Here is a 19,343-nt window from a genome sequence, read left to right on the forward strand (position 1 = left end):
CGATATTAAATGAAGGGGAAATAGCGGTATGTGAGTTATGGACAGATTTGCTCGACAAATTAATGCAGTACAGCGACGAACGGAGACACTTAATCAAAGTCTCGCTGAACCCTCATCGCTACAACCAGGTTTGTTGGTGCAAGCTTTTAACCAACTCCACGATGCTTTAGAGGAACTGCGAGTTACACACAATGAGTTACTAAATCAGAAAGAACAATTAGCCAACTGTTATCAGAGTGCAGAACTTGAACGTCAGCGCTATCGCAATTTGTTCAACTTCGCTCCCGATGCTTATTTAATTACTGACCGTAATGGCAATATCATAGATGCCAATCGTGCTGCTGCCAATTTATTTCAATTACAAATTCACTCACTGAATGTCTGGGCAAATAAATCATTGATTGATTTTTTACCCCAACATCAACATCATGCATTTCATCATCAGTTACAGAGACTACCATCAGAACAAACACTTAAAGACTGGGAAGTTATTTTCTGTAAACAAAACGGTCAAACATTTCCTGCGATAATTAGTGTAAACACAGTCAAAAATCTTGATGACGAAATCCATTTTCATTGGTTGATACGTGATATTAGCGCACGTAAGCAAGCAGAAGAAGTGCAGGCAATTAAATCTGAAAATTTAAAGCTCCAAGAGACAGCACAGTTAAAGTCACAGTTTATGGCGATGATGTCGCATGAACTGCGTACCCCTATGCATATAATATTAGGGTTTGCTCAACTGCTTCTACGTCAACCATATCAGCTTTTGGCGCCGCAGTTGAAAAACATGGTAGAGCGAATATACAATAATGCCAAGCATTTGCTGGCATTAATCGAAGATATTCTTGATTTTACAGCTTTAGAATCAGGCAAGTTAAGTTTAAACTCGAAACTTTTCAACTTAGCTGAACTCATTCAAACGGTTACTCAAGAACTACAACACCTTGCAGAGCGCAAAAAATTATCATTGTTAGTTGAGATTAAATTACAAAATCCCACAATAATTGGTGATAGCGACCGTGTTCGTCAAATTTTAGTTAACCTTCTCGATAACGCTATCAAGTTTACTGATAAAGGTAGCGTAATACTTGAAGTATATGAAGCATCTGAAAATCGCATTGCAATAGTAGTGCGAGACACAGGTATAGGTATTTCTAAAAACGATATTAAATATATATTTCAAGAATTTCGACAAGTAAACCAAACATACTGCCGTACACATGGAGGTACAGGTTTAGGACTTGCGATAGTTGACAAACTAGTCAAATTAATGCATGGAACTATTACCGTTGAAAGTCAACTTGGAGAAGGTTCAACTTTTAAAGTTGAATTACCAAGAGAACTTGGCAACGGATGAAACGGATGTAACGGATGAGCTATCAGTTACAAATAAGACTTGTTATATAAAACAAATTACAAGAGAACTTGGCAACGGATAAAACGGATGTAACGGATGAGCTATCAGTTACAAACAAGACTTGTTATATAAAACAAATTACAAGAGAACTTGGCAACGGATAAAACGGATGTAACGGATGAGCTATCAGTTACAAACAAGACTTGTTATATAAAACAAATTATCCGTTACATCCGCTCATCATCCGTTGCCAGTTTTGCTGCGACTCGTAACTTAGCTGAACGAGAACGGGAATTTTTGATGATTTCTTCTTCTTGGGCAATAATTGGCTTTTTCGTTACAACTTTTAACAAAGGTGATTCACGTAAAGTATGTTTAACCAAACGGTCTTCGAGACTGTGAAAGCTAATAATTACGAGTCTACCATCAGGCGCCAATCCATAAGGCGCCTTTGCTAAAAAGGTTTCGAGAACTTTCAATTCGTCGTTAACTGCGATGCGTAATGCTTGAAAGACACGGGTGGCAGGATGAATTCTTCCGTGACGGTATTTTGCTGGTACGGCAGATGCTATAGTGTCAGCTAATTGTGTAGTTGTGTAAAATGGACGTTTTTCTATAATGCGTCTAACGATACGTCGTGATAATCGTTCCTCACCATATTTAAAGAAAATATCAACTATGTCAGCTTCACTCCAATGGTTGATAATATCCGCAGCAGTTAAAGATTGCTTTTGATTCATTCGCATATCTAAATTAGCTTCTTTACGGAAACTAAAACCACGTTCGGGTGTATCGAGATGATGCGAACTTACACCTAAGTCAGCCAAAATTCCATCATAACTAAGAGGTGGGTAGTTAAAAGTTGCAAAATTAGTATGAATAAATTTTACAGAGTCCCCAAACTCCGCTAGTTCTTTTTGTGCAGCAGCTAAAGCTTCTTCATCTTGGTCGAGTGCTGTGACTCTAACGTTAGGCGCCGAATTTAAAATCAAACGAGTATGACCACCACCACCAACTGTAGCATCTAAATAGTGACCACCCGCACGTACTGCCAAACCAGAGACTACTTCAGTTGGTAAGACAGGAATATGGGAAAATATCAGTTCTTCGGGAGCAAGCGATTTTAAAGAGTCGGGGTTCATAAGTAACAATATAATATTGACTAAAAGCGACTTGTATGTTGCGGAGTGAACCGGTAAGTATTTTCTTATGCTTGTGATTGGGTATTAAGATATTTAGTTCAACTATATATAGGAGTAAAATTGGTAAATTTGGTTTGTGCGTCTTGATTGGTCAATTTTTAAGCCCTTTGGGACAATATTCTTAAAAAAAATCCGGCGCCGCTCGTTGGTTCAATCTCAATATCAATATAATTGAATATGTGCAACAAAACTAAACATCTTAATCTTATTCCCTAAGTGCCTACACGTTGGGACACCATAGCATAACTAAAGCAATCGTGCGCGGTTCAATTTTAAATTTTTACAAACTGGAGAACGCTAAAATTTATGGCAAGAATTGAAACTAGAACCGAACCGATGGTGCTGAACATGGGCCCGCATCACCCCTCTATGCACGGGGTTATGCGGTTAATTGTTACCCTCGACGGTGAGGACTGTATTGACTGCGAACCAGTGATAGGTTATCTACACCGGGGAATGGAAAAAATCGCAGAAAACCGCAGTACTATAATGTATGTCCCTTATGTGAGTCGTTGGGACTATGCAGCTGGTATGTTCAACGAAGCTGTTACTGTAAATGCACCAGAAAAAATTGCTGGTATAACTGTACCCAAGCGCGCGTCATACATTCGCGTGATAATGCTGGAATTAAACCGCATCGCTAACCATTTACTATGGTTTGGCCCATTTCTTGCGGACGTTGGCGCCCAAACTCCCTTTTTCTACCAGTTCCGTGAACGCGAATTGATATATGACCTGTGGGAAGCTGCTACAGGTTATCGGATGGTTAATAATAACTATTGGCGTGTTGGTGGTGTTGCTGCTGACTTACCTTATGGTTGGGTTGACAAATGCTTTGAATTCTGCGATTACATTGTACCTAAAATAGACGAGTATGAAAAATTGGTGACTAATAACCCAATTTTCCGGCGCCGTATTGAAGGTATTGGTACTATTACCCGTGACGAAGCAATAAACTGGGGACTTTCTGGTCCAATGTTACGTGCTAGTGGCGTGAAATGGGACTTACGTAAAGTTGACCACTACGAATGTTACGATGATTTTGACTGGGAAGTACATTGGGAAACTGGTGGTGACTGCATGGCACGCTATGTAGTGCGGATGCGGGAAATGCGCGAATCAGTAAAAATTCTTCGCCAAGCATTAAAAGGACTTCCTGGTGGACCTTATGAAAACCTCGAAGCCAAGAGAATGATGGAAGGTGCAAAATCTGAGTGGAACGGTTTTGATTACCAGTTTGTTGCGAAAAAAGTCTCTCCATCATTCAAAATTCCTAAAGGTGAAGCTTACGCGCGTGTTGAAAGCGGTAAGGGTGAATTAGGAATTTATATGGTTGGTGATGATAATGTATTCCCTTGGCGCTTTAAAATTCGTCCAGCAGATTATAATAATTTGCAAATTCTGCCTGAATTATTACGCGGTGTTAAAGTTGCCGATATCGTAGTAATTTTAGGTAGTATCGACATTATCATGGGTTCCGTAGACCGATAAACGGTGATATCCGTAGGGGCGGGTTATACGATACCCTTCTTGGTAGTTGACATGCGTGCTAAACCCGCCCCACCCCACGCACGGGTTTATAATATCCGAATTGATGATTCCAAATTTGGGTTTGTGGCGCCAACGCAATGCGGGCGGGTTTACAATATCCTAATTGATAGTTGAAAATTTGGGTTAACCCGCCCCTACCTTATTTCTGTGACGGTTCCTACCCATTCCCATACGTTGCCATCCACATCGAAAACAGGTAATCCAACTGCTAGCATTTCTTGGTATGTGCCATCACGCAAGCGAAGTCTAAATAAAACTTCTATGGGATGTTTTATTTCAAGCGCATCTATCCACAGAGTTAAAGTTGGGTCGCGGTCATCTGGGTGCAGTGCATTTAACCAGCCATAACCTTTATACTCGGCAGGAGTTTGACCTGTAAATGCTTCCCACATTGGTACATCCTCTATAATGCGACCGTCCGGCGCCGCAGTCCAGACAATTGCCGCAGTTACCATTTTTAAGCAGTTATAACGTTCCTGGCTTAAACGTAGCACTTGCTCAAATTGTTTACGCTCAGTAATGTTCATAATGTAACCGAGTAAACGAGCTGCATCATTATTTTCGGTAGGTGGAATATATTGAGCGCGCGAGAGAATCCATTGTAGTCCTTTTTTCGGGTGGTTGATACGAAATTCAGTATCCAAGCCTAATTCACTATTCACGGCTTTCCAATGGGTCGCTTTAATTCGCTTTTGGTCATCACGATGTACACACATAAGAAATTTTGCAAAGCTCCAAGCTTCATCATCTTCTGGATATCCCATTAGATGGCGCCATTCTGAAGTCACAAAACCTGTATTTGTCTTTAAATCGTAGCTCCATAATCCTATGCCCGCAGCACGTTGTGCATAAGCAAGTTGTTCCTCTTTTTTTTGTAAATTCTCATACAACTGACAATATCGTTCCTCAGAAGCTAAAACTGCTTGTCGGTTATATTGCCGAATGCGACTAACCTCAAGCTGTGCGACAACGCGCGTTATTAGTTCGCGTGCCCCAAATGGTTCTACGATAAAATCATCGGCGCTTTCAAACAAACCGTTTACAGCAGTTTCTTCGTCCGCTTGTGCTGTCAACATTAATACAGGTATGGTATTTCGATTTGCACGAATCTCACGCAGCAACGCTAAACCATCACTTCCCGTCATATTCATATCTGTAACAACAAGGTCTGGCGGGTTGTTAATTATAGACATTACTGCTTGTTCGCCATTATTTGCGACTTCAACGCTCCAATGTACAGAAAGAATGCGCTGTAAGTAATCACGCATATCAGCATTATCATCAACAACCAGAATTTTGCCACCTGGTAGTATTGGGCGCATAAGTTAAGTCGGTGCAAATAAATGTAACTGTATTAAAGGGGTTAAGGTGAAGTAAAAGCGAAAACCTTTACCTACTCTTACAAAACTTTATATAGTTTAGTTTTAGTACGCCAACTTACTTATGGTATATATAATCAATTTGCAAAATTATTGTCATATTAAAATTGCTTAGTTAACAACTCCTACATATTTTAATGGAACCTATAACTTTTACTAATGAAATTATTGCCTGTATCACCTCCAAAGTTGAACAGAGAATTACTTTTGCCGAATATATGGATATAGTATTATATCATCCTAATTACGGTTATTACACTCAAAAAGCAGCGAATATAGGCGTAAGTGGAGATTTTTTTACCTCGGTTCACCTCGGCGCCGACTTTGGTGAAATGTTGGCAATACAATTTGTCGAGATGTGGGAAATTCTTGGAAAACCAGCACCGTTTACGCTTGTAGAAATGGGCGCCGGACAAGGTTATTTAGCTGTTGATATTTTAAATTACCTACGGATGCATCATAGTGATTTATTTACTGTTTTGAAATATACCATAGTAGAAAAATCACCCCTATTAAAACAAGTACAGCAGGAAAAATTGCAAGGGTTTTCTGCATACTGGTGCGATTTAGAACATATAGAAAATAATTCAGTAGTTGGATGTTTTTTTTCTAATGAACTGGTAGATGCTTTGCCAGTACATCAGTTTGTAGTAGAAGAGGGGCAATTAAAAGAGGTTTATGTTGGCGTATCACACTCAGTAGAACAAGTCAATCAAGATACATTCATAGAAATTATTGATGAACCTTCAACGCCAGAACTAAAACAATATTTTGATTTAATCGAAATTGATATCAGTAATTACCCTACAGGATATCGTAGTGAAATTAACAATTCAGCACTCAATTGGCTAACGCAAGTCGCTGATAAATTACAGCGTGGGTATGTACTTACTATAGACTATGGCTACCCAGCACATCGTTATTACAATCCTCGTAGAAATAAAGGTACACTGCAATGCTATTACCAACATCGGCGCCACGATAATCCATATATAAATATAGGAAAGCAAGATATCACTACACATGTAGACTTTACTGCTTTAGAAAGATGGGGTGAAACTTGCGGATTGGCTAAAGTCGGATTTACACAGCAAGGTTTGTTTTTGATGGCATTAGGTTTAGGAGAAAGAATTGCCAACATCAGTCAATCTAATCTTTCAGTATCCGACATGCTGCGGCGCCGTGACTCATTACACCAACTAATTGACCCAATGGGACTAGGAGATTTTGGTGTTTTGGTTCAAAGCAAAGGATTCACTCCCACACAACCTCTCAAAGGTTTGACCTATCCTTCGCTTTAATAGAGTAAAAATTAAAATATTGTTAATCTTTTTGTAAAACTAGCCGATTCGGCATTTCAACGTTTAGAGTCTAAAAAGAGACTGAAACCTAAAAAACAAGGTAAAAAACAATGAGTACTCACGATTTATTAATGTTAGTAGGACTACTTACCCCAGGTATTTTACTCTCGGTGCTAATAATGGTAACATTTGCAGCAGGTGGCTAAATGAGTGCTGAGTAGAAAGTGCTGAGTTCTGAGTATTTATCACTTACAAGTCAGCACTCAGCACTCAACACTCAGCACTCAGCACTCAGCACTGTTATTAACTAACTTTTGAAATAATTTATTAATTAAGAAGTTATTGTTCGTAGCGATTGTACTTTCAAACATAAATAATTAACAATTAGGATAGAGAATATAAAGAACAAGTATTGGGATACAGTATGAAGGTGGCATTTCTGGGAACAGGACTAATGGGGTTGCCGATGGCGCAGCGGTTATTAGAAGCAGATGTAGATTTAATTGCTTATAACCGTACAAGAGAAAAATTGGCGCCACTCAAAGAGAAAGGAGCAGAAATTGCTGAACACCCACGTCATGCGATTCGTGCGGCAGACTATGTAATACTGATGTTAACTAATGCTCCAGCTATTTACAGCGTTTTACTTTCGGATACTTCGTTTAGAATGTTAGCTGGACGCACTGTAATTCAAATGGGGACTATTACCCCGACAGAAAGCAAAGAAATTCGCGATACTGTTGTTGCTGCTGGAGGAGAATATATTGAGGCGCCTGTTTTGGGCAGCACTACTGAAGCGACTCAGGGTAAACTAATTGTAATGGTTGGCGCCTATCGCGAACAGTATCAGCGTAATTTAGAATTACTAAAACACTTTGGTCCAAAACCTGTATATGTAGGACAAGTAGGAACTGCAGCAGGTTTACAACTAGCATTTAACCAGCTAATTAGTTCACTGACAGCAGCTTTTGCACTCTCATTAAAATTTGTACAGCGTCAAGATATAGACGTAAATGTGTTCATGCAAATTTTACGTGAAAGCGCTTTATACGCACCAACTTTTGACAACAAGTTACAGCGAATGCTTGATAATAATTATGACAATCCTAGTTTTCCTACTAAACATCTACTGAAAGATACAGATTTATTTATTGATGAAGCAAAAAATGCGGGTTTGAATATCAATGGCATTGATGGTGTCCGTAGTATTCTTGATACAGCAATTCGCATGTCATTTGCTTCTTCTGATTACTCTTCACTTTTTGCTGCAATGACCTCATCCCCTGACGCTGAATAACATCATGTCATGCTGAGGAACGAAGCATCTTTAAGTCATGCTGAGGAACGTTAACGCAGTTTTCCCGCAGGGTAGCATCTTTAAGATATCAGCACTTTTAAATCTTCTACCAAACTTGCCAATAAATTTACAGCATCTACCTGTAACGCTACCCAAGCATTTACCGAAGCTTTCGCTACGTGTCGATTATCTATAATGGTTTGACCTTTGGTAAATTTACCTGCTGTTTCTATATCAACTTGCGCGCGTTGTAGTAAAAGAGTTTCTGGATAAAACAAATAAGCAACAGTCGCAGCATCATGAACTAGAAAGCCTTTTATACCTTCTGTTTGACGGTAAGTTAATGAGGTATAAGTCAAAAACTCACATAACTGCACGATAAATTTCGCTACAGGGTTTTGTGAGTTAGACAAATAAACTTCCTCTGCCATTTCTTTTGTAAAAATTAACTCGTTAGTCACATCTAACGACAATACAACAGTATCATTACGACTATTAAATACAAGTTGTGCAGCGTCAACATTAAAAGCGATATTAAATTCTGCTAGTGAGGTGACGTTTCCTGGTACTGCAAAGGCGCCACCCATTACTATAATTTCTTTAGCCTTTTTTAAAATACCAGGAGATTTAATTTCAGCAGCAGCAAGATTTGTTAATGGCGCCACAGCTAATAAAGTTATTTCTCCAGGGTAGGCATTTAGCTTGTCTATTATAATGTCATCAGAATAGCGTGCGTTTCTATAATCGTGCTTGACATCTGGTAAACTTTCTGATAATCCTCCCATACCATCGGCGCCGTGAATATAAGCAGCATCCTCGATATCAGTAGGTTCTACAACTCCCTTGCCTAACTCTATTTGTGCAAAACCAGTAAAATTAAGCACCTGACTAGCACAAGCAAACGTAGTCTTAGCATTCACATTTCCTTCAGCAGTAGTAACAGCTATCAACTCCACAAAACCTTGTTTCACCAAACTTAAAAGCCACAGCAACGCAAAAATATCATCGCCACCTGGATCTGTATCTAAAATGATTTTGGTTTTATTTTGCATGTAAATTGTTTGATATATTACTTCGGGTGGCTTAAGCCCACCATTGTCTTGGTAGCGAAGCCAAGCTTACAAATAACTAAATATTTTCAAAAAATCATTTAGGATTCTTAGTAACTAATTCGTTAACTATTTTACCGCAAATGATTGACAGTCACGCTAATTTCAATTCTTCAATTGGTATTAAATTAATGACGTTTTCGAGTTTGACAGAGCCATTAACTTCGATTCGCTGCACTCTAAAAGGCTGCCAACTACTGAGGTGAGGATAGCAGTTGTCCCAAACTACTATGTCACCGACTTTGATTGATGCAGGTTCATCAGTGGTGATATTTTGATTTTTTTCTTCCGTAGCAATTGATTTTATTTCGTAAATGCGGTTTTGTTCTTCTTTAGTGAGCATTGACCAAGATGCCATGCGTGTAGGCTTATCTAGCTTTGAAGTAATTACTGTGATTTCGAGCCAAGTATCGCAGTCGCGTAGCAGTGCCGCAATTTCTGCCGCACTATATGATTCTGCTGATGGTTGTTCGGTGTTTGGTATTGGAAGGCGCGGTTTTAAATGGCTAAAAAAGCAGTTGGCGCTGTACGTTGGAATTTGAAGAGATTGATGGACGAGCGTGATATAGGCTCGACCGAGTTTGCGCGTGTATTGAAAATTGATGTCAGTAATGTTACTAGATGGCGCCAAGCTGAGTATTTGCCACAAATTAACGAGAAACGTTGGATACAGATAGTAAGTGCGATTAATTATATATGTGAAAGTCGTGGGAATTATCGAATGTTGATTCAACTTGATGATTTAGTTGAATTTCGCTATACTGAGCAGCGCGATTTTGATGTAGATTACTCTTCAGGTGACATCCGTAAGAAGCCAGCATCCAAGCAAAAATCAAAACAGAAAGATGCGGATGGTGGTGAAAAAAGTACAATTGCGGCATAGTGTGGCAATATATAGGTTAACCCGCCCTACAATTTTGGCTGCCATTTTAGAGTCATGATGACGACCTTTTGTGATAGCAAAAAAAGAGAAAAATGTGGCGCCTCAATTAAGTCCAGCTTAACGACATATATGTACTATTAAATGCACGGATGCTGTCAACTGTATTATTTATAATGGGGATTTGTGTAGCACAGGCGGGACGCCTATGCTACGGATGAATAAAAGTAGATGAATCAACTATCCGTTACATCCGTTATAATCCGTTGCCAGGATTACAACTTAGGCAAAATTTCTGGTAACAACGAACCAGGAACTTTAGATAAAGCTAAATTTTGCCCTTGAATACCTAACTCGTTATGAAATTCGCGTATAGTTTTAATTATATATGAGAGCGTTGTTTGATACGTTTCAGGTTGTTTACTCATACCATTAAGCGCTTGTAAATGGTTTTCTAACGAAGCTTCTAGATGTTGCGAGCGTTCATTTTTATTTCCATCATAATAAGCATCGGTAACAAGTTGATAGTACGCTAACCCTAAGTTGTTATGCGTGGCAAAAACATCAAAGCTTAATGTGATTCCGCTTAGTGAATGCGCTAAATTTAATGCTTCTTTATAAGACTTAATACATTGTTCTAAATATTCGTATCGTTCTTCTTTTGGTGTTTTAACTTGATTTGCTAAATGCCAATAAGCGGTTCCAAGATTATTTTGTGTCGCAGAACATGCAGCAGGTTGATTTGCTGGTGTCCTAAATTTTAAGGCTTCGTTATAGGCGCCAATGCAAGTGCGTAGATGTTCGCACTCGTGTTCGTACTGGGCTAAATTCCAATAAGCAGTACCAATATTGTTTTGAATCATCCCATATTTTAAGGGTTCTTGATTAGGGGTGTAATACACCAACGCGAAATTATACGCAGTAATGGCTTTTTTTAAATGCACAACAGGAAGGTTGTACTGTGCCAAGTGCCAGTACGCAGTGCCCAAGTTATTTTGACATGCAGCAAATTTAAGCGGTTCCATGTCTGGAGTTCGATAGCGCAGTGCTTCGGAATATGCGGCCACTGCTGACTGCCAGTTTTCTGCCGGACTGGAAAAGCGCGCCAAGTCACCGTATGCTGTACCTAAATTATTTTGTACCCGCGCGTAAGTTTCAGGATTGGTTTGCGGTGATACTAATTTTAATGATAGTTGATAAAACTCGATTGCTTGCTCAATATATGACTGTCCCTCCTCTGAGTTGGGAGGAGTACGGTATAACATCCAATATAAAGTCCCCAAGTCATTCAATATATCAGGAACTTGAGGCGATACTTCATCATATGTAATTGCCTCTTGATAAGCTATTATCGCCACCATTAAACTTTCTAAGTTAGACTGTCCCTGCTCAATCCGCAAGCGATATAAATTACCAAGCTTTTGATATCCAAGCGCTAAACTTTCAGGAACTGCTTTTTGACTATGTAATTCTTCAATTTCCTCTAAAATTACTTGGGGTGAAGTTGTTTCACCTTCTGCACGAGTATCCAACGTCGCCAGCACAAGCTCGACTAATTCTTTGGTGATATGCGTAAAATGTTCGAGTGCAGACTTTTCAGGTGCGTTAGAAATTTCGCTACTTGTTTCTCTACTTGTTTCTCTACTTGCAGGTTCATCACTAGGTAATCCTACCGCGAGCAGTTCTGATTTTAACGGTTTTGGTTCTTTCTTTTTGTGGCTACGATTGACGGGTTGTTCGGTTGGTTGAAAATCAAATGATACATCTTCGCTACCTACTCCACCAGGAAGAATAGCATCATTTAATATAGATTCCTCCAGATTGCCTAAATCTACTTCCTGGGATGAAAATCTTTCTGAACCCTTAGTTTTAGCTGTAGGTGTTGGTTCTCCAGCAAAAGTAAACACACCCGTTCGACACCGCCAAAACTGTGGCGCCGATTGTTGTATAGCATGTAACCACGGACGCGGTACCCAGAGTAATAAACTCGACTCTAAAAATCGATTTGATTCCTGTGTTGAGATACGCTGTTCAGTTAGCCGCAAATAGTGTAAAAATAACCGCTGCGCTGCAACAGGTTGTCGCGTTAACTGCTCAACTCCAACTATTTGAAATGCTGGTATTGGTAGCGGTCTACCTGGAGTATCTTTCGTGCCACCTACAATTGGTGGTGGATAATTTATTAACCACTGGTTAATTTGGGCAATAGGGTTTGGGTCACTCAAATTCAACCGTAACGTTACCAGTCGCGGATACGCTGATGTACTAGCTTCCATTAAATTGGTCTGCTGGTACAAAACCTGCCCTACTGGGTACGCCAGTGTTGAATGCAACCGTGCTGCCACCTGATTTCGGAGGTTTAAATCATCACACACCGCCAAAAAGACTTGTCTCCGCAAGCCAAGACTTAGGGCAAGCTTGAGACGGTGGTACACTTGCTTGTTCCAAGCTGAATTTTCTGGGTGTGTAGCTTCATTCACGCTCATGGTGGCGTCACATGCCTACTTGCTGTTTACATTTAATTGGATGAGATATTTGCTTTTTGCTACCTATAGCTCTTGCAATGACTTCGTTTTTCTACTTTAAATCCTGCTGTTCAGGACAAATAGTGATTTTAAAGTTATTAGCAAAACAAGTATCTTATTATACGCACTACTTTATGTAATTTTAACAAATAAAAAAGCAGGTTCACACTATGAGTGGGAACCTGAAAATGATAGCAAGTTTTTTGGCTTGAGGTTTTCTCAAGTTTTAGAATGCTGAAATTTGATCCAAATTTGAAGAAATATTTAAGAACGTATTATTTTCTAAAGGTCAAGATACCGAAAAAGCCACAAATATTAAACCACAAACTAGTACAAATGCTGCAACTCCCAGAAAAATGTAGTTACGCTTTTGCCCGTCATTTGGAGGTTCTGCGGTATATACTTTTGGCTCTCTTGCGAAATTATTAAGACGACCGCCTTCTTCTGTGGTATAAGGCATGAATTGTTCCTTTATTTAAGTTCTTTTGCTTTATGTTACATAACTAGGCATAAGTACTCTCACCTTACTTTACAAAAGTTTATAAAAAAGTTAGGAACACTTTCCACTTTTAATTAATGGTTCCTGTTAGGGGAGAGGAGGCGCTAGCGTAGTCTTTAATTGGCATTCGACCTGCTAGGTATGCTAGGCGCCCAGCAGTTGCAGCGAGGTTCATGGCTTGTGCCATCGCTGGAGCGTTTCGTGCTAAAGCGATAGCACTGTTAATTAGTAATGCGTCGGCACCCATTTCCATTGCCTTAGCTGCTTCAGATGGGGCGCCTATTCCAGCGTCAACGACCACGGGGACTTTGGCGTTTTCAATAATAATTTGGATGTTGGCGGCTGTTTGTATTCCTTGTCCTGAACCAATAGGCGCCGCTAATGGCATTACAGTAGCACAACCAACTTCTTCTAAACGTTGGGCAAGTATTGGGTCGGCGTTAATATAAGGTAATACGGCAAATCCTTCTTTGACTAACTGTTCTGCTGCTTGTAATGTACCAATTGGGTCTGGGAGCAAATACTTAGCATCGGGTATTACTTCTAACTTGACAAAATTATTATCTTCTTGTCCTAATAGCTTCGCCATTTCACGTCCTAATCTTGCTACACGAACAGCTTCTTCAGCAGTTTTACAACCAGCAGTGTTTGGTAGCATCCAAATTTTACCCCAATCAAGTGCTTCTGCTAATCCTTCATGTCCTGGAGCATTGGTTTGAACCCGTCGCACGGCAACAGTAACTATTTGACAACCACTCATTTCAACACTTTTTTGCATTTCCTCAATGGAGCGGTATTTACCTGTACCTGTCATTAAACGAGAAGTAAAGGATTTTCCGGCAATTTGAAGCAAATCAGAGGGTGCTACTGAAGAATTGGAAAGTGATAGTCTCGTTTCAATATTGCTTTTTACTATATTGCCGTTACTAAAGTTGGCGGAATGCGTAAACATAGGTGTAGAGCTTTTTTCGTTTTTTTGGAAGCGAGAGTAATGGAAATGTTCAAGTAAAGCATCACTCGAATGCTGTGTAATAGAGTCAGCAATTAGTAATGCAGTGATTGGTGTCAGCAAAATGCCGTTACGGTAATGTCCTGTGGCAAAGGTTAAGTTCGAGTACGGACTTTCACCCAAAATTGGTAATTCGTCAGGAGTTGCGGGTCGATATCCCCACCACATTTCTTCTATTGGGTAATCTTTTAACTGTGGAAATAATCGAATCGCGTTTTGTAGTAAGCTTTGAATTCCGCTAGGAGTATTGTAAGGTGTGAAACCAACATCTTCACTCGTGGCGCCGATAATAATTCGTCTATCGTGCCTGGGAACAATGTATATTTCCTCACCATATAAAACTCTATTTAAGGGTAATTCCGTAAGGAAATCTGGAACGCGCAAACTCAACATTTGCCCTTTGCGAGGATATACAGGCAAAGGAAACAATTCGTTTGTCCATGCTCCTGTTGCCAAGATGTAATGTTCAGCACTCATTACACCTGCACTAGTTTGTACACCTGTAATTTGACCCGCAGAAATTAAAATACCATTGACGCGACAATTTTCTTTTATTTCCACACCAAGTGATTGTGCCGCAGTTAATAATGCTCGACTTAGCGCACGATTATCTACTTGTGCATCTTCAGGATACCACCAGCCACCAATTACTTCTTCGCCCAGTCCCTGCTGGTATTGGTGAATTGTTTGAAAGTCTAACCAATAAGAATGATTATCTTGTTCATTTTTGTCTTTTACGTCATATACTGGTGTTAAAAAGCCACAAGCCCAGTATCCTGTATTTATACCTGTAAGCTGTTCGAGTTTACTTGTCCATTCAGGGTAAAGACTACGTGAGCGTAAACACAAATCACGCATTGCCCCTGGTAAAATCTTCTCAGCATCAGGCGCCAACATTCCAGCAGCAGCAGTAGTAGCAGCAGCTTTATTATCGCGACTGATTACAGTAACATTGCAACCCCGTATCTTTAGCTCGATGGCGGTTGCCAAAGCAATAATACCACCACCAATAATTAAAATATCACTAGCCATTGCTCACAAGTCGTTAGTTATTAGCCGTTAGTAATTAGTCATTCGTCAAGGGTCTTTATGTTACAACTCCTCTTCAGGACTTACAACTACCTAACACTTACACTCATAACGCAAATTCTATGCCATCAGATACAACTACTTATAACTCGTAATGCAACAAAACAAAAGCACAACAATATAACTACTGTTGTGCTTTTATATTAATAATTGTTTACCTGCTTACCATAAAGCCTTAATTGGCGTGTTGCCATTGGAATCAGAACCTCTTGAGGTTGTAGATTGGTTTTGGTCGATATTAGTCTCGTTTGTGGTTGAACTATTATTATTGTTGCTTGGAGCTGCGTTGTTGTTTTGAGCCACGGCGCCGCGATTGCCTGAACCAGTTGCTGTGCTGTTAACATTGATGTTAGCTGGCAAAACGCTTGATGCTCGGTTTGGCGCCTGTTGAGGAGACTGAGCAGTTTGAGGACCCATTGGATACAAAGAACCAATTAAAGTACCTAACAATATCGCTAAACCGCCTGCCATCAAAACTAATGGTGTCCATCTACCCATATAAATATTCCCCTTAATTAAATTTATTTGTGTACACCTTATTACTTCCACTTATGAAAGGGAAGTCCAGACAATTTGAGAACCATGTCCCCAAAATCCGTCATATTTTGTTACCGTTACGTCACCTAAAACTTGAGTTTGGCACGCGAGACGTAAATTTCTGGTGGGAGAATGAGGAGGCAGAGAACGACGAGCGTTATCACGCCAGTTGCTTGGTGACACTTCCCCTTCTACTTCAACAGCACAGGTGCCACAACTGCCGATACCACGACAATTAATTACATTAGAACCGCCATTGTACAGGTCAACATAATTGGCGAGCAAAACTTTTCTTAAGTTTGCTCCACTTTTACATTCAATTGCTTTACCCTGAGCTAGTACCTTTGGCATGTTATTTCCACTTCACGTGCAATAGCTTCTGTTGTATATTTACACATCACCGAGGTAGTTGTCTTGCTTCTTAAGAACGTTATGACCAAAAATTCTTCACCTCAAATCTGGCTTTACGACACCACGCTTCGAGATGGCACTCAACGTGAGGGTTTATCGGTGTCGATTGAAGACAAATTACGAATTGCCCGCGCGTTGGATGAGCTTGGTGTTCCCTTTATTGAAGGAGGTTGGCCGGGTGCGAATCCGAAGGACGTGCAATTTTTTTGGCAATTACAAACGGAACCGTTAAAGAACGCACAAGTTACAGCTTTTTGCTCAACTCGGCGCCCTAACACAACCGCTGCAACAGAACCAATGTTACAAGCAATCCTTGCTGCTGGCACTCATTGGGTGACAATTTTCGGCAAATCTTGGGATTTACACGTTATTGAAGGCATAAAAACTACTTTATCAGAAAATCTCGCAATGATTCGCGATAGTATCGAGTATCTTCGATTGCTGGGGCGTTGCGTTATTTACGATGCCGAACATTGGTTCGATGGCTATAAAAATAATCCTGAATATGCTCTACAAACTTTAACTACAGCAGTTAAAGCAGGCGCCGAATGGATAGTTTTGTGCGACACCAACGGCGGCACCTTGCCCCACGAAATCAGTCAAATAGTATCCGATGTCACCAACCATTTAAAAGAAGTCAAACTCGGAATTCATACACATAACGATTCGGATACCGCCGTCGCCAATGCTCTTGCTGCCGTCATGGCAGGTGCCACAATGGTTCAAGGCACTATCAACGGCTATGGCGAACGCTGTGGTAATGCTAACTTGTGTTCTTTAATACCGAACCTTCAAATTAAGCTTGGTTATCAATGTATAGAAGATAACCAAATAGCTCTATTAGCAGAAACGAGTCGTTTCGTTAGTGAAGTAGTGAATTTGGCGCCAGATGAACATGCAGCATTTGTAGGACGTTCAGCTTTTGCTCATAAAGGAGGGATACATGTTTCTGCTGTAGAACGAAATCCTTTGACATACGAGCATATTCAGCCAGAACAGGTGGGAAATATGCGCCGGATTGTAATTTCTGAACAAGCAGGAGTCAGCAATGTGATAGCAAAAGCGCGCACGTTTGGTATAGAACTTAATAAACAAAACCCAGCGACGCGAGAAATATTAGAAAAATTAAAAGCATTGGAAAGCGAAGGATATCAGTTTGAAGGGGCAGAAGCGAGCTTTGAGTTACTAATGCGTGAAGCATTAGGTACAAGGCAACTATTTTTTGAAGTCAAAGGGTTTCAAGTGCATTGTGACTTAGCACGGGGGAAAGAAATAAATAATGCCCTTGCGACAGTAAAAGTTGCTGTGGAAGGTAAAGATATTCTACAAGCGGCAGAAGGTAATGGGCCAGTAGCAGCTTTGGATGCAGCATTACGCAAAGCTCTAATAAATTTTTACCCTCGTATCAGTGAATTTGAACTTTCTGATTATAAAGTGAGAATTCTTAATCCAAATGCGGGTACAAATGCTAAGACGCGCGCGTTGGTTGAGTCACGTAATGGGCAACAGCGCTGGACTACTGTAGGTGTGTCAGCAAATATTTTAGATGCTTCGTATCAGGCAGTGGTTGAGGGGTTGGAATACGGGTTGATGTTAAATGTGGGGGCGCCGCATGAATGTGCGGTTCATATCATATAAACTTTGTTGTGGGATGGGTGTCTAAATTTTCTTGTGGAATGGGCATCCCTGCCCGTTCTATATCCTGGATGGGGGCGGGTTTACGAGATATTTCGCTTCGCTGCACGGATATTGGTTAACCCGCCCCTACGATATTTTTCTGTTCTAATGTTTATGTAATGGCGCCTTGTATACGTTGTGAAAAAACACGTCAATTTTCGTTTTCAATATTGGGCGTATCTCAAGGTAGAATCGTGTGGTAAAAAATACATTACTGCACAGGCAAGGATGCCTGTGCTACAACTGATCAAAATTAATGATATAGACTGCTGGATATGTGGGGGCGGGTTTACGAGAGAAAAGGCTTCGTTTTAGGATATTGGTTAACCCGCCCCGACAATAATTATGGCTTCTTTTTTTCGTTCTAATGTTGATGCAATGGCGCCTTATGTACCTGGAGAACAGGCGCCACCTGGTACAAAAATTATTAAGTTAAATACGAATGAGAATCCTTATCCACCTTCATCTCAGGCAATGTCAGTTTTGCAAAATATAGATAGCGAATATTTACGACGCTATCCTGACCCTTATGCTAACGAGTTTCGACAAGCTGTTAGCGATGTGCTGGGTGTTCCGCGTGACTGGATAATTGTTGGTAATGGTAGCGATGAAATTTTAAACGTGTTGATTCGAGCTTGTAGCGAAGGCGTCCGTAAAATTGTGTATCCAATGCCTACTTATGTTTTGTATCGTACTTTAGGAGCAATGCAGCCAACAGAAACTATAGAAGTGAGTTATGGCGAAGATTTTAAGTTACCTATAGAAGAATTAGTTGCGGCAAACGGCGCCGTAACATTAATTGCATCACCGAATAGTCCCGATGGACACGCGGTACCAATAGATGATTTACGCTGTTTGGCTTCGCGTCTAGAAGGAGTCTTGGCTATTGATGAAGCTTATGTTGACTTTGCAGAAGAATCTGCCTTGGCACTTCTAAACGAATTTGATAATGTTATAAGCTTACGAACTCTCTCTAAAGGATACTCCCTAGCAGGACTGCGATTAGGATTTGGTATTGCTAATCCCAAAATACTGTCCGGTTTGTTTAAAGTTAAAGACAGCTATAATATCGACGCTATCGCTTGCGCTGTAGGTGAGAAAGCAATGCGCGACCAATTTTACAAAAATGAATGCTGTCAAAAGGTAAAATTGAACCGCACCAAATTAGCCTTAAGCTTGCAAAAATTAGATTTTAAGGTTTGGGAATCACAAGCAAACTTTCTCTTCGTACAACCTCCAAATGCAAAAGCCGAAGCACTTTACTTAGAACTCAAGCAACACGGTATACTAGTACGTTACTTCAAACAACCCGGTCTTGATGATAAGTTACGCATTACTGTAGGCACAGACGAACAAAATCAGACATTAACTGATACGCTGAGTAATATCCTTTACAATTGTTTGTCTCAAACTTAATCTGAATCATTGCCAATCTCATATAAACCTACTTGAGACTCTCACACCGCGCATCCAGTGATTGGCAATCAACATCAGATAATTTCACAATCATTCTTAAT

16 protein-coding genes and 2 pseudogenes are annotated in these 19,343 nt (G+C 40.1%); 8 read left to right on the forward strand and 10 right to left on the reverse strand.

Annotated elements, in window-relative coordinates; translation table 11 throughout:
- Positions 1-37: 37 nt before the first annotated feature.
- The gene (locus DSM106972_RS42815) at positions 38-1,360 is read left to right on the forward strand and encodes a PAS domain-containing sensor histidine kinase (RefSeq protein WP_127086425.1); all 1,323 of its coding nucleotides are present in this window, start codon (positions 38-40) and stop codon (positions 1,358-1,360) included.
- Positions 1,361-1,587: 227 nt separating this feature from the next.
- Here the strand turns inward: DSM106972_RS42815 and rsmH are convergent, their stop codons facing one another.
- Complete coding sequence (gene rsmH, locus DSM106972_RS42820; protein WP_127086426.1) at positions 1,588-2,502, reverse strand: 16S rRNA (cytosine(1402)-N(4))-methyltransferase RsmH; 915 nt, start codon at positions 2,500-2,502, stop codon at positions 1,588-1,590.
- Between the two features lie 366 nt (positions 2,503-2,868).
- Here rsmH and DSM106972_RS42825 point away from each other — a divergent pair, with 366 nt between their 5' ends.
- Positions 2,869-4,053 (forward strand): NAD(P)H-quinone oxidoreductase subunit H, encoded by a 1,185-nt coding sequence (locus tag DSM106972_RS42825; protein WP_127086427.1) that lies wholly within the window; start codon positions 2,869-2,871, stop codon positions 4,051-4,053.
- A gap of 194 nt (positions 4,054-4,247) precedes the next feature.
- On the opposite strand, the gene DSM106972_RS42830 is transcribed toward DSM106972_RS42825, so the two are convergent.
- Positions 4,248-5,435 carry a PAS domain-containing protein gene (locus DSM106972_RS42830; RefSeq protein WP_127086428.1) on the reverse strand — a complete coding sequence of 396 codons (1,188 nt, stop codon included), beginning with the start codon at positions 5,433-5,435 and terminating at the stop codon, positions 4,248-4,250.
- 194 nt (positions 5,436-5,629) lie between these two features.
- Between DSM106972_RS42830 and DSM106972_RS42835 the strand changes: the two genes are divergently transcribed.
- Both DSM106972_RS42835 and DSM106972_RS42840 read left to right on the forward strand, forming a co-directional pair.
- Complete coding sequence (locus tag DSM106972_RS42835) at positions 5,630-6,793, forward strand: class I SAM-dependent methyltransferase (RefSeq protein WP_127086429.1); 1,164 nt, start codon at positions 5,630-5,632, stop codon at positions 6,791-6,793.
- A gap of 424 nt (positions 6,794-7,217) precedes the next feature.
- Entirely contained in the window at positions 7,218-8,090 is an 873-nt protein-coding gene (locus DSM106972_RS42840; RefSeq protein WP_127086430.1) for an NAD(P)-dependent oxidoreductase, read from the forward strand.
- 80 nt (positions 8,091-8,170) lie between these two features.
- Here DSM106972_RS42840 and DSM106972_RS42845 read toward each other — a convergent pair whose 3' ends face one another.
- Positions 8,171-9,142, reverse strand: a complete 972-nt coding sequence (locus DSM106972_RS42845; RefSeq protein WP_127086431.1) for a nucleoside hydrolase — start codon at positions 9,140-9,142, stop codon at positions 8,171-8,173.
- Positions 9,143-9,293: 151 nt separating this feature from the next.
- Positions 9,294-9,542, reverse strand: coding sequence for a hypothetical protein (locus tag DSM106972_RS42850; protein ID WP_127086432.1), 249 nt, complete (start codon positions 9,540-9,542; stop codon positions 9,294-9,296).
- On the opposite strand from DSM106972_RS42850, the gene DSM106972_RS42855 reads away from it, so the two are divergent.
- Both DSM106972_RS42855 and DSM106972_RS42860 read left to right on the forward strand, forming a co-directional pair.
- Complete coding sequence (locus DSM106972_RS42855) at positions 9,535-9,741, forward strand: hypothetical protein (RefSeq protein ID WP_127086433.1); 207 nt, start codon at positions 9,535-9,537, stop codon at positions 9,739-9,741. The genes DSM106972_RS42850 and DSM106972_RS42855 overlap by 8 nt on opposite strands.
- Positions 9,702-10,082 (forward strand): helix-turn-helix domain-containing protein, encoded by a 381-nt coding sequence (locus DSM106972_RS42860; protein WP_127086434.1) that lies wholly within the window; start codon positions 9,702-9,704, stop codon positions 10,080-10,082. Before DSM106972_RS42855 ends, DSM106972_RS42860 begins: the two co-directional genes overlap by 40 nt.
- Positions 10,083-10,354: 272 nt before the next feature.
- Here DSM106972_RS42860 and DSM106972_RS42865 read toward each other — a convergent pair whose 3' ends face one another.
- From DSM106972_RS42865 to DSM106972_RS42885, 6 genes and pseudogenes are all read right to left on the reverse strand, one after another.
- Positions 10,355-12,565 (reverse strand): tetratricopeptide repeat protein, encoded by a 2,211-nt coding sequence (locus DSM106972_RS42865; protein WP_127086435.1) that lies wholly within the window; start codon positions 12,563-12,565, stop codon positions 10,355-10,357.
- A 328-nt stretch (positions 12,566-12,893) separates the two neighbouring features.
- Positions 12,894-13,064 carry a photosystem II assembly protein Psb34 gene (psb34, locus tag DSM106972_RS42870; protein ID WP_127086436.1) on the reverse strand — a complete coding sequence of 57 codons (171 nt, stop codon included), beginning with the start codon at positions 13,062-13,064 and terminating at the stop codon, positions 12,894-12,896.
- A 109-nt stretch (positions 13,065-13,173) separates the two neighbouring features.
- Positions 13,174-13,953: pseudogene (locus DSM106972_RS56055) on the reverse strand (thiazole synthase); the annotation flags it as partial.
- Between the two features lie 65 nt (positions 13,954-14,018).
- Positions 14,019-15,144: pseudogene (gene thiO, locus DSM106972_RS56060) on the reverse strand (glycine oxidase ThiO); the annotation flags it as partial.
- Between the two features lie 219 nt (positions 15,145-15,363).
- Positions 15,364-15,699, reverse strand: a complete 336-nt coding sequence (locus DSM106972_RS42880; protein WP_127086438.1) for a hypothetical protein — start codon at positions 15,697-15,699, stop codon at positions 15,364-15,366.
- Between the two features lie 51 nt (positions 15,700-15,750).
- The gene (locus DSM106972_RS42885) at positions 15,751-16,089 is read right to left on the reverse strand and encodes a 2Fe-2S iron-sulfur cluster-binding protein (protein WP_127086439.1); all 339 of its coding nucleotides are present in this window, start codon (positions 16,087-16,089) and stop codon (positions 15,751-15,753) included.
- Positions 16,090-16,170: 81 nt separating this feature from the next.
- Between DSM106972_RS42885 and cimA the strand changes: the two genes are divergently transcribed.
- Both cimA and hisC read left to right on the forward strand, forming a co-directional pair.
- Positions 16,171-17,787 carry a citramalate synthase gene (gene cimA / locus DSM106972_RS42890; protein ID WP_127086440.1) on the forward strand — a complete coding sequence of 539 codons (1,617 nt, stop codon included), beginning with the start codon at positions 16,171-16,173 and terminating at the stop codon, positions 17,785-17,787.
- A 384-nt stretch (positions 17,788-18,171) separates the two neighbouring features.
- Positions 18,172-19,242, forward strand: a complete 1,071-nt coding sequence (gene hisC / locus DSM106972_RS42895; RefSeq protein WP_127086441.1) for a histidinol-phosphate transaminase — start codon at positions 18,172-18,174, stop codon at positions 19,240-19,242.
- Positions 19,243-19,343: the final 101 nt, after the last annotated feature.

Source organism: Dulcicalothrix desertica PCC 7102, from assembly GCF_003991905.1.
GTDB lineage: Bacteria > Cyanobacteriota > Cyanobacteriia > Cyanobacteriales > Nostocaceae > Dulcicalothrix > Dulcicalothrix desertica.

What these genes read in the sequence shown, in the direction of transcription:
- DSM106972_RS42815 (WP_127086425.1), top strand. Translation starts at nt 38, where the DNA reads ATGGACAGATTTGCTCGACAAATTAATGCAGTACAGCGACGAACGGAG.
- rsmH (WP_127086426.1), bottom strand. Translation starts at nt 2,502, where the DNA reads ATGAACCCCGACTCTTTAAAATCGCTTGCTCCCGAAGAACTGATATTT.
- DSM106972_RS42825 (WP_127086427.1), top strand. Translation starts at nt 2,869, where the DNA reads ATGGCAAGAATTGAAACTAGAACCGAACCGATGGTGCTGAACATGGGC.
- DSM106972_RS42830 (WP_127086428.1), bottom strand. Translation starts at nt 5,435, where the DNA reads ATGCGCCCAATACTACCAGGTGGCAAAATTCTGGTTGTTGATGATAAT.
- DSM106972_RS42835 (WP_127086429.1), top strand. Translation starts at nt 5,630, where the DNA reads ATGGAACCTATAACTTTTACTAATGAAATTATTGCCTGTATCACCTCC.
- DSM106972_RS42840 (WP_127086430.1), top strand. Translation starts at nt 7,218, where the DNA reads ATGAAGGTGGCATTTCTGGGAACAGGACTAATGGGGTTGCCGATGGCG.
- DSM106972_RS42845 (WP_127086431.1), bottom strand. Translation starts at nt 9,142, where the DNA reads ATGCAAAATAAAACCAAAATCATTTTAGATACAGATCCAGGTGGCGAT.
- DSM106972_RS42850 (WP_127086432.1), bottom strand. Translation starts at nt 9,542, where the DNA reads ATGCTCACTAAAGAAGAACAAAACCGCATTTACGAAATAAAATCAATT.
- DSM106972_RS42860 (WP_127086434.1), top strand. Translation starts at nt 9,702, where the DNA reads ATGGCTAAAAAAGCAGTTGGCGCTGTACGTTGGAATTTGAAGAGATTG.
- DSM106972_RS42865 (WP_127086435.1), bottom strand. Translation starts at nt 12,565, where the DNA reads ATGAGCGTGAATGAAGCTACACACCCAGAAAATTCAGCTTGGAACAAG.
- psb34 (WP_127086436.1), bottom strand. Translation starts at nt 13,064, where the DNA reads ATGCCTTATACCACAGAAGAAGGCGGTCGTCTTAATAATTTCGCAAGA.
- DSM106972_RS42880 (WP_127086438.1), bottom strand. Translation starts at nt 15,699, where the DNA reads ATGGGTAGATGGACACCATTAGTTTTGATGGCAGGCGGTTTAGCGATA.
- DSM106972_RS42885 (WP_127086439.1), bottom strand. Translation starts at nt 16,089, where the DNA reads ATGCCAAAGGTACTAGCTCAGGGTAAAGCAATTGAATGTAAAAGTGGA.
- cimA (WP_127086440.1), top strand. Translation starts at nt 16,171, where the DNA reads ATGACCAAAAATTCTTCACCTCAAATCTGGCTTTACGACACCACGCTT.
- hisC (WP_127086441.1), top strand. Translation starts at nt 18,172, where the DNA reads ATGGCTTCTTTTTTTCGTTCTAATGTTGATGCAATGGCGCCTTATGTA.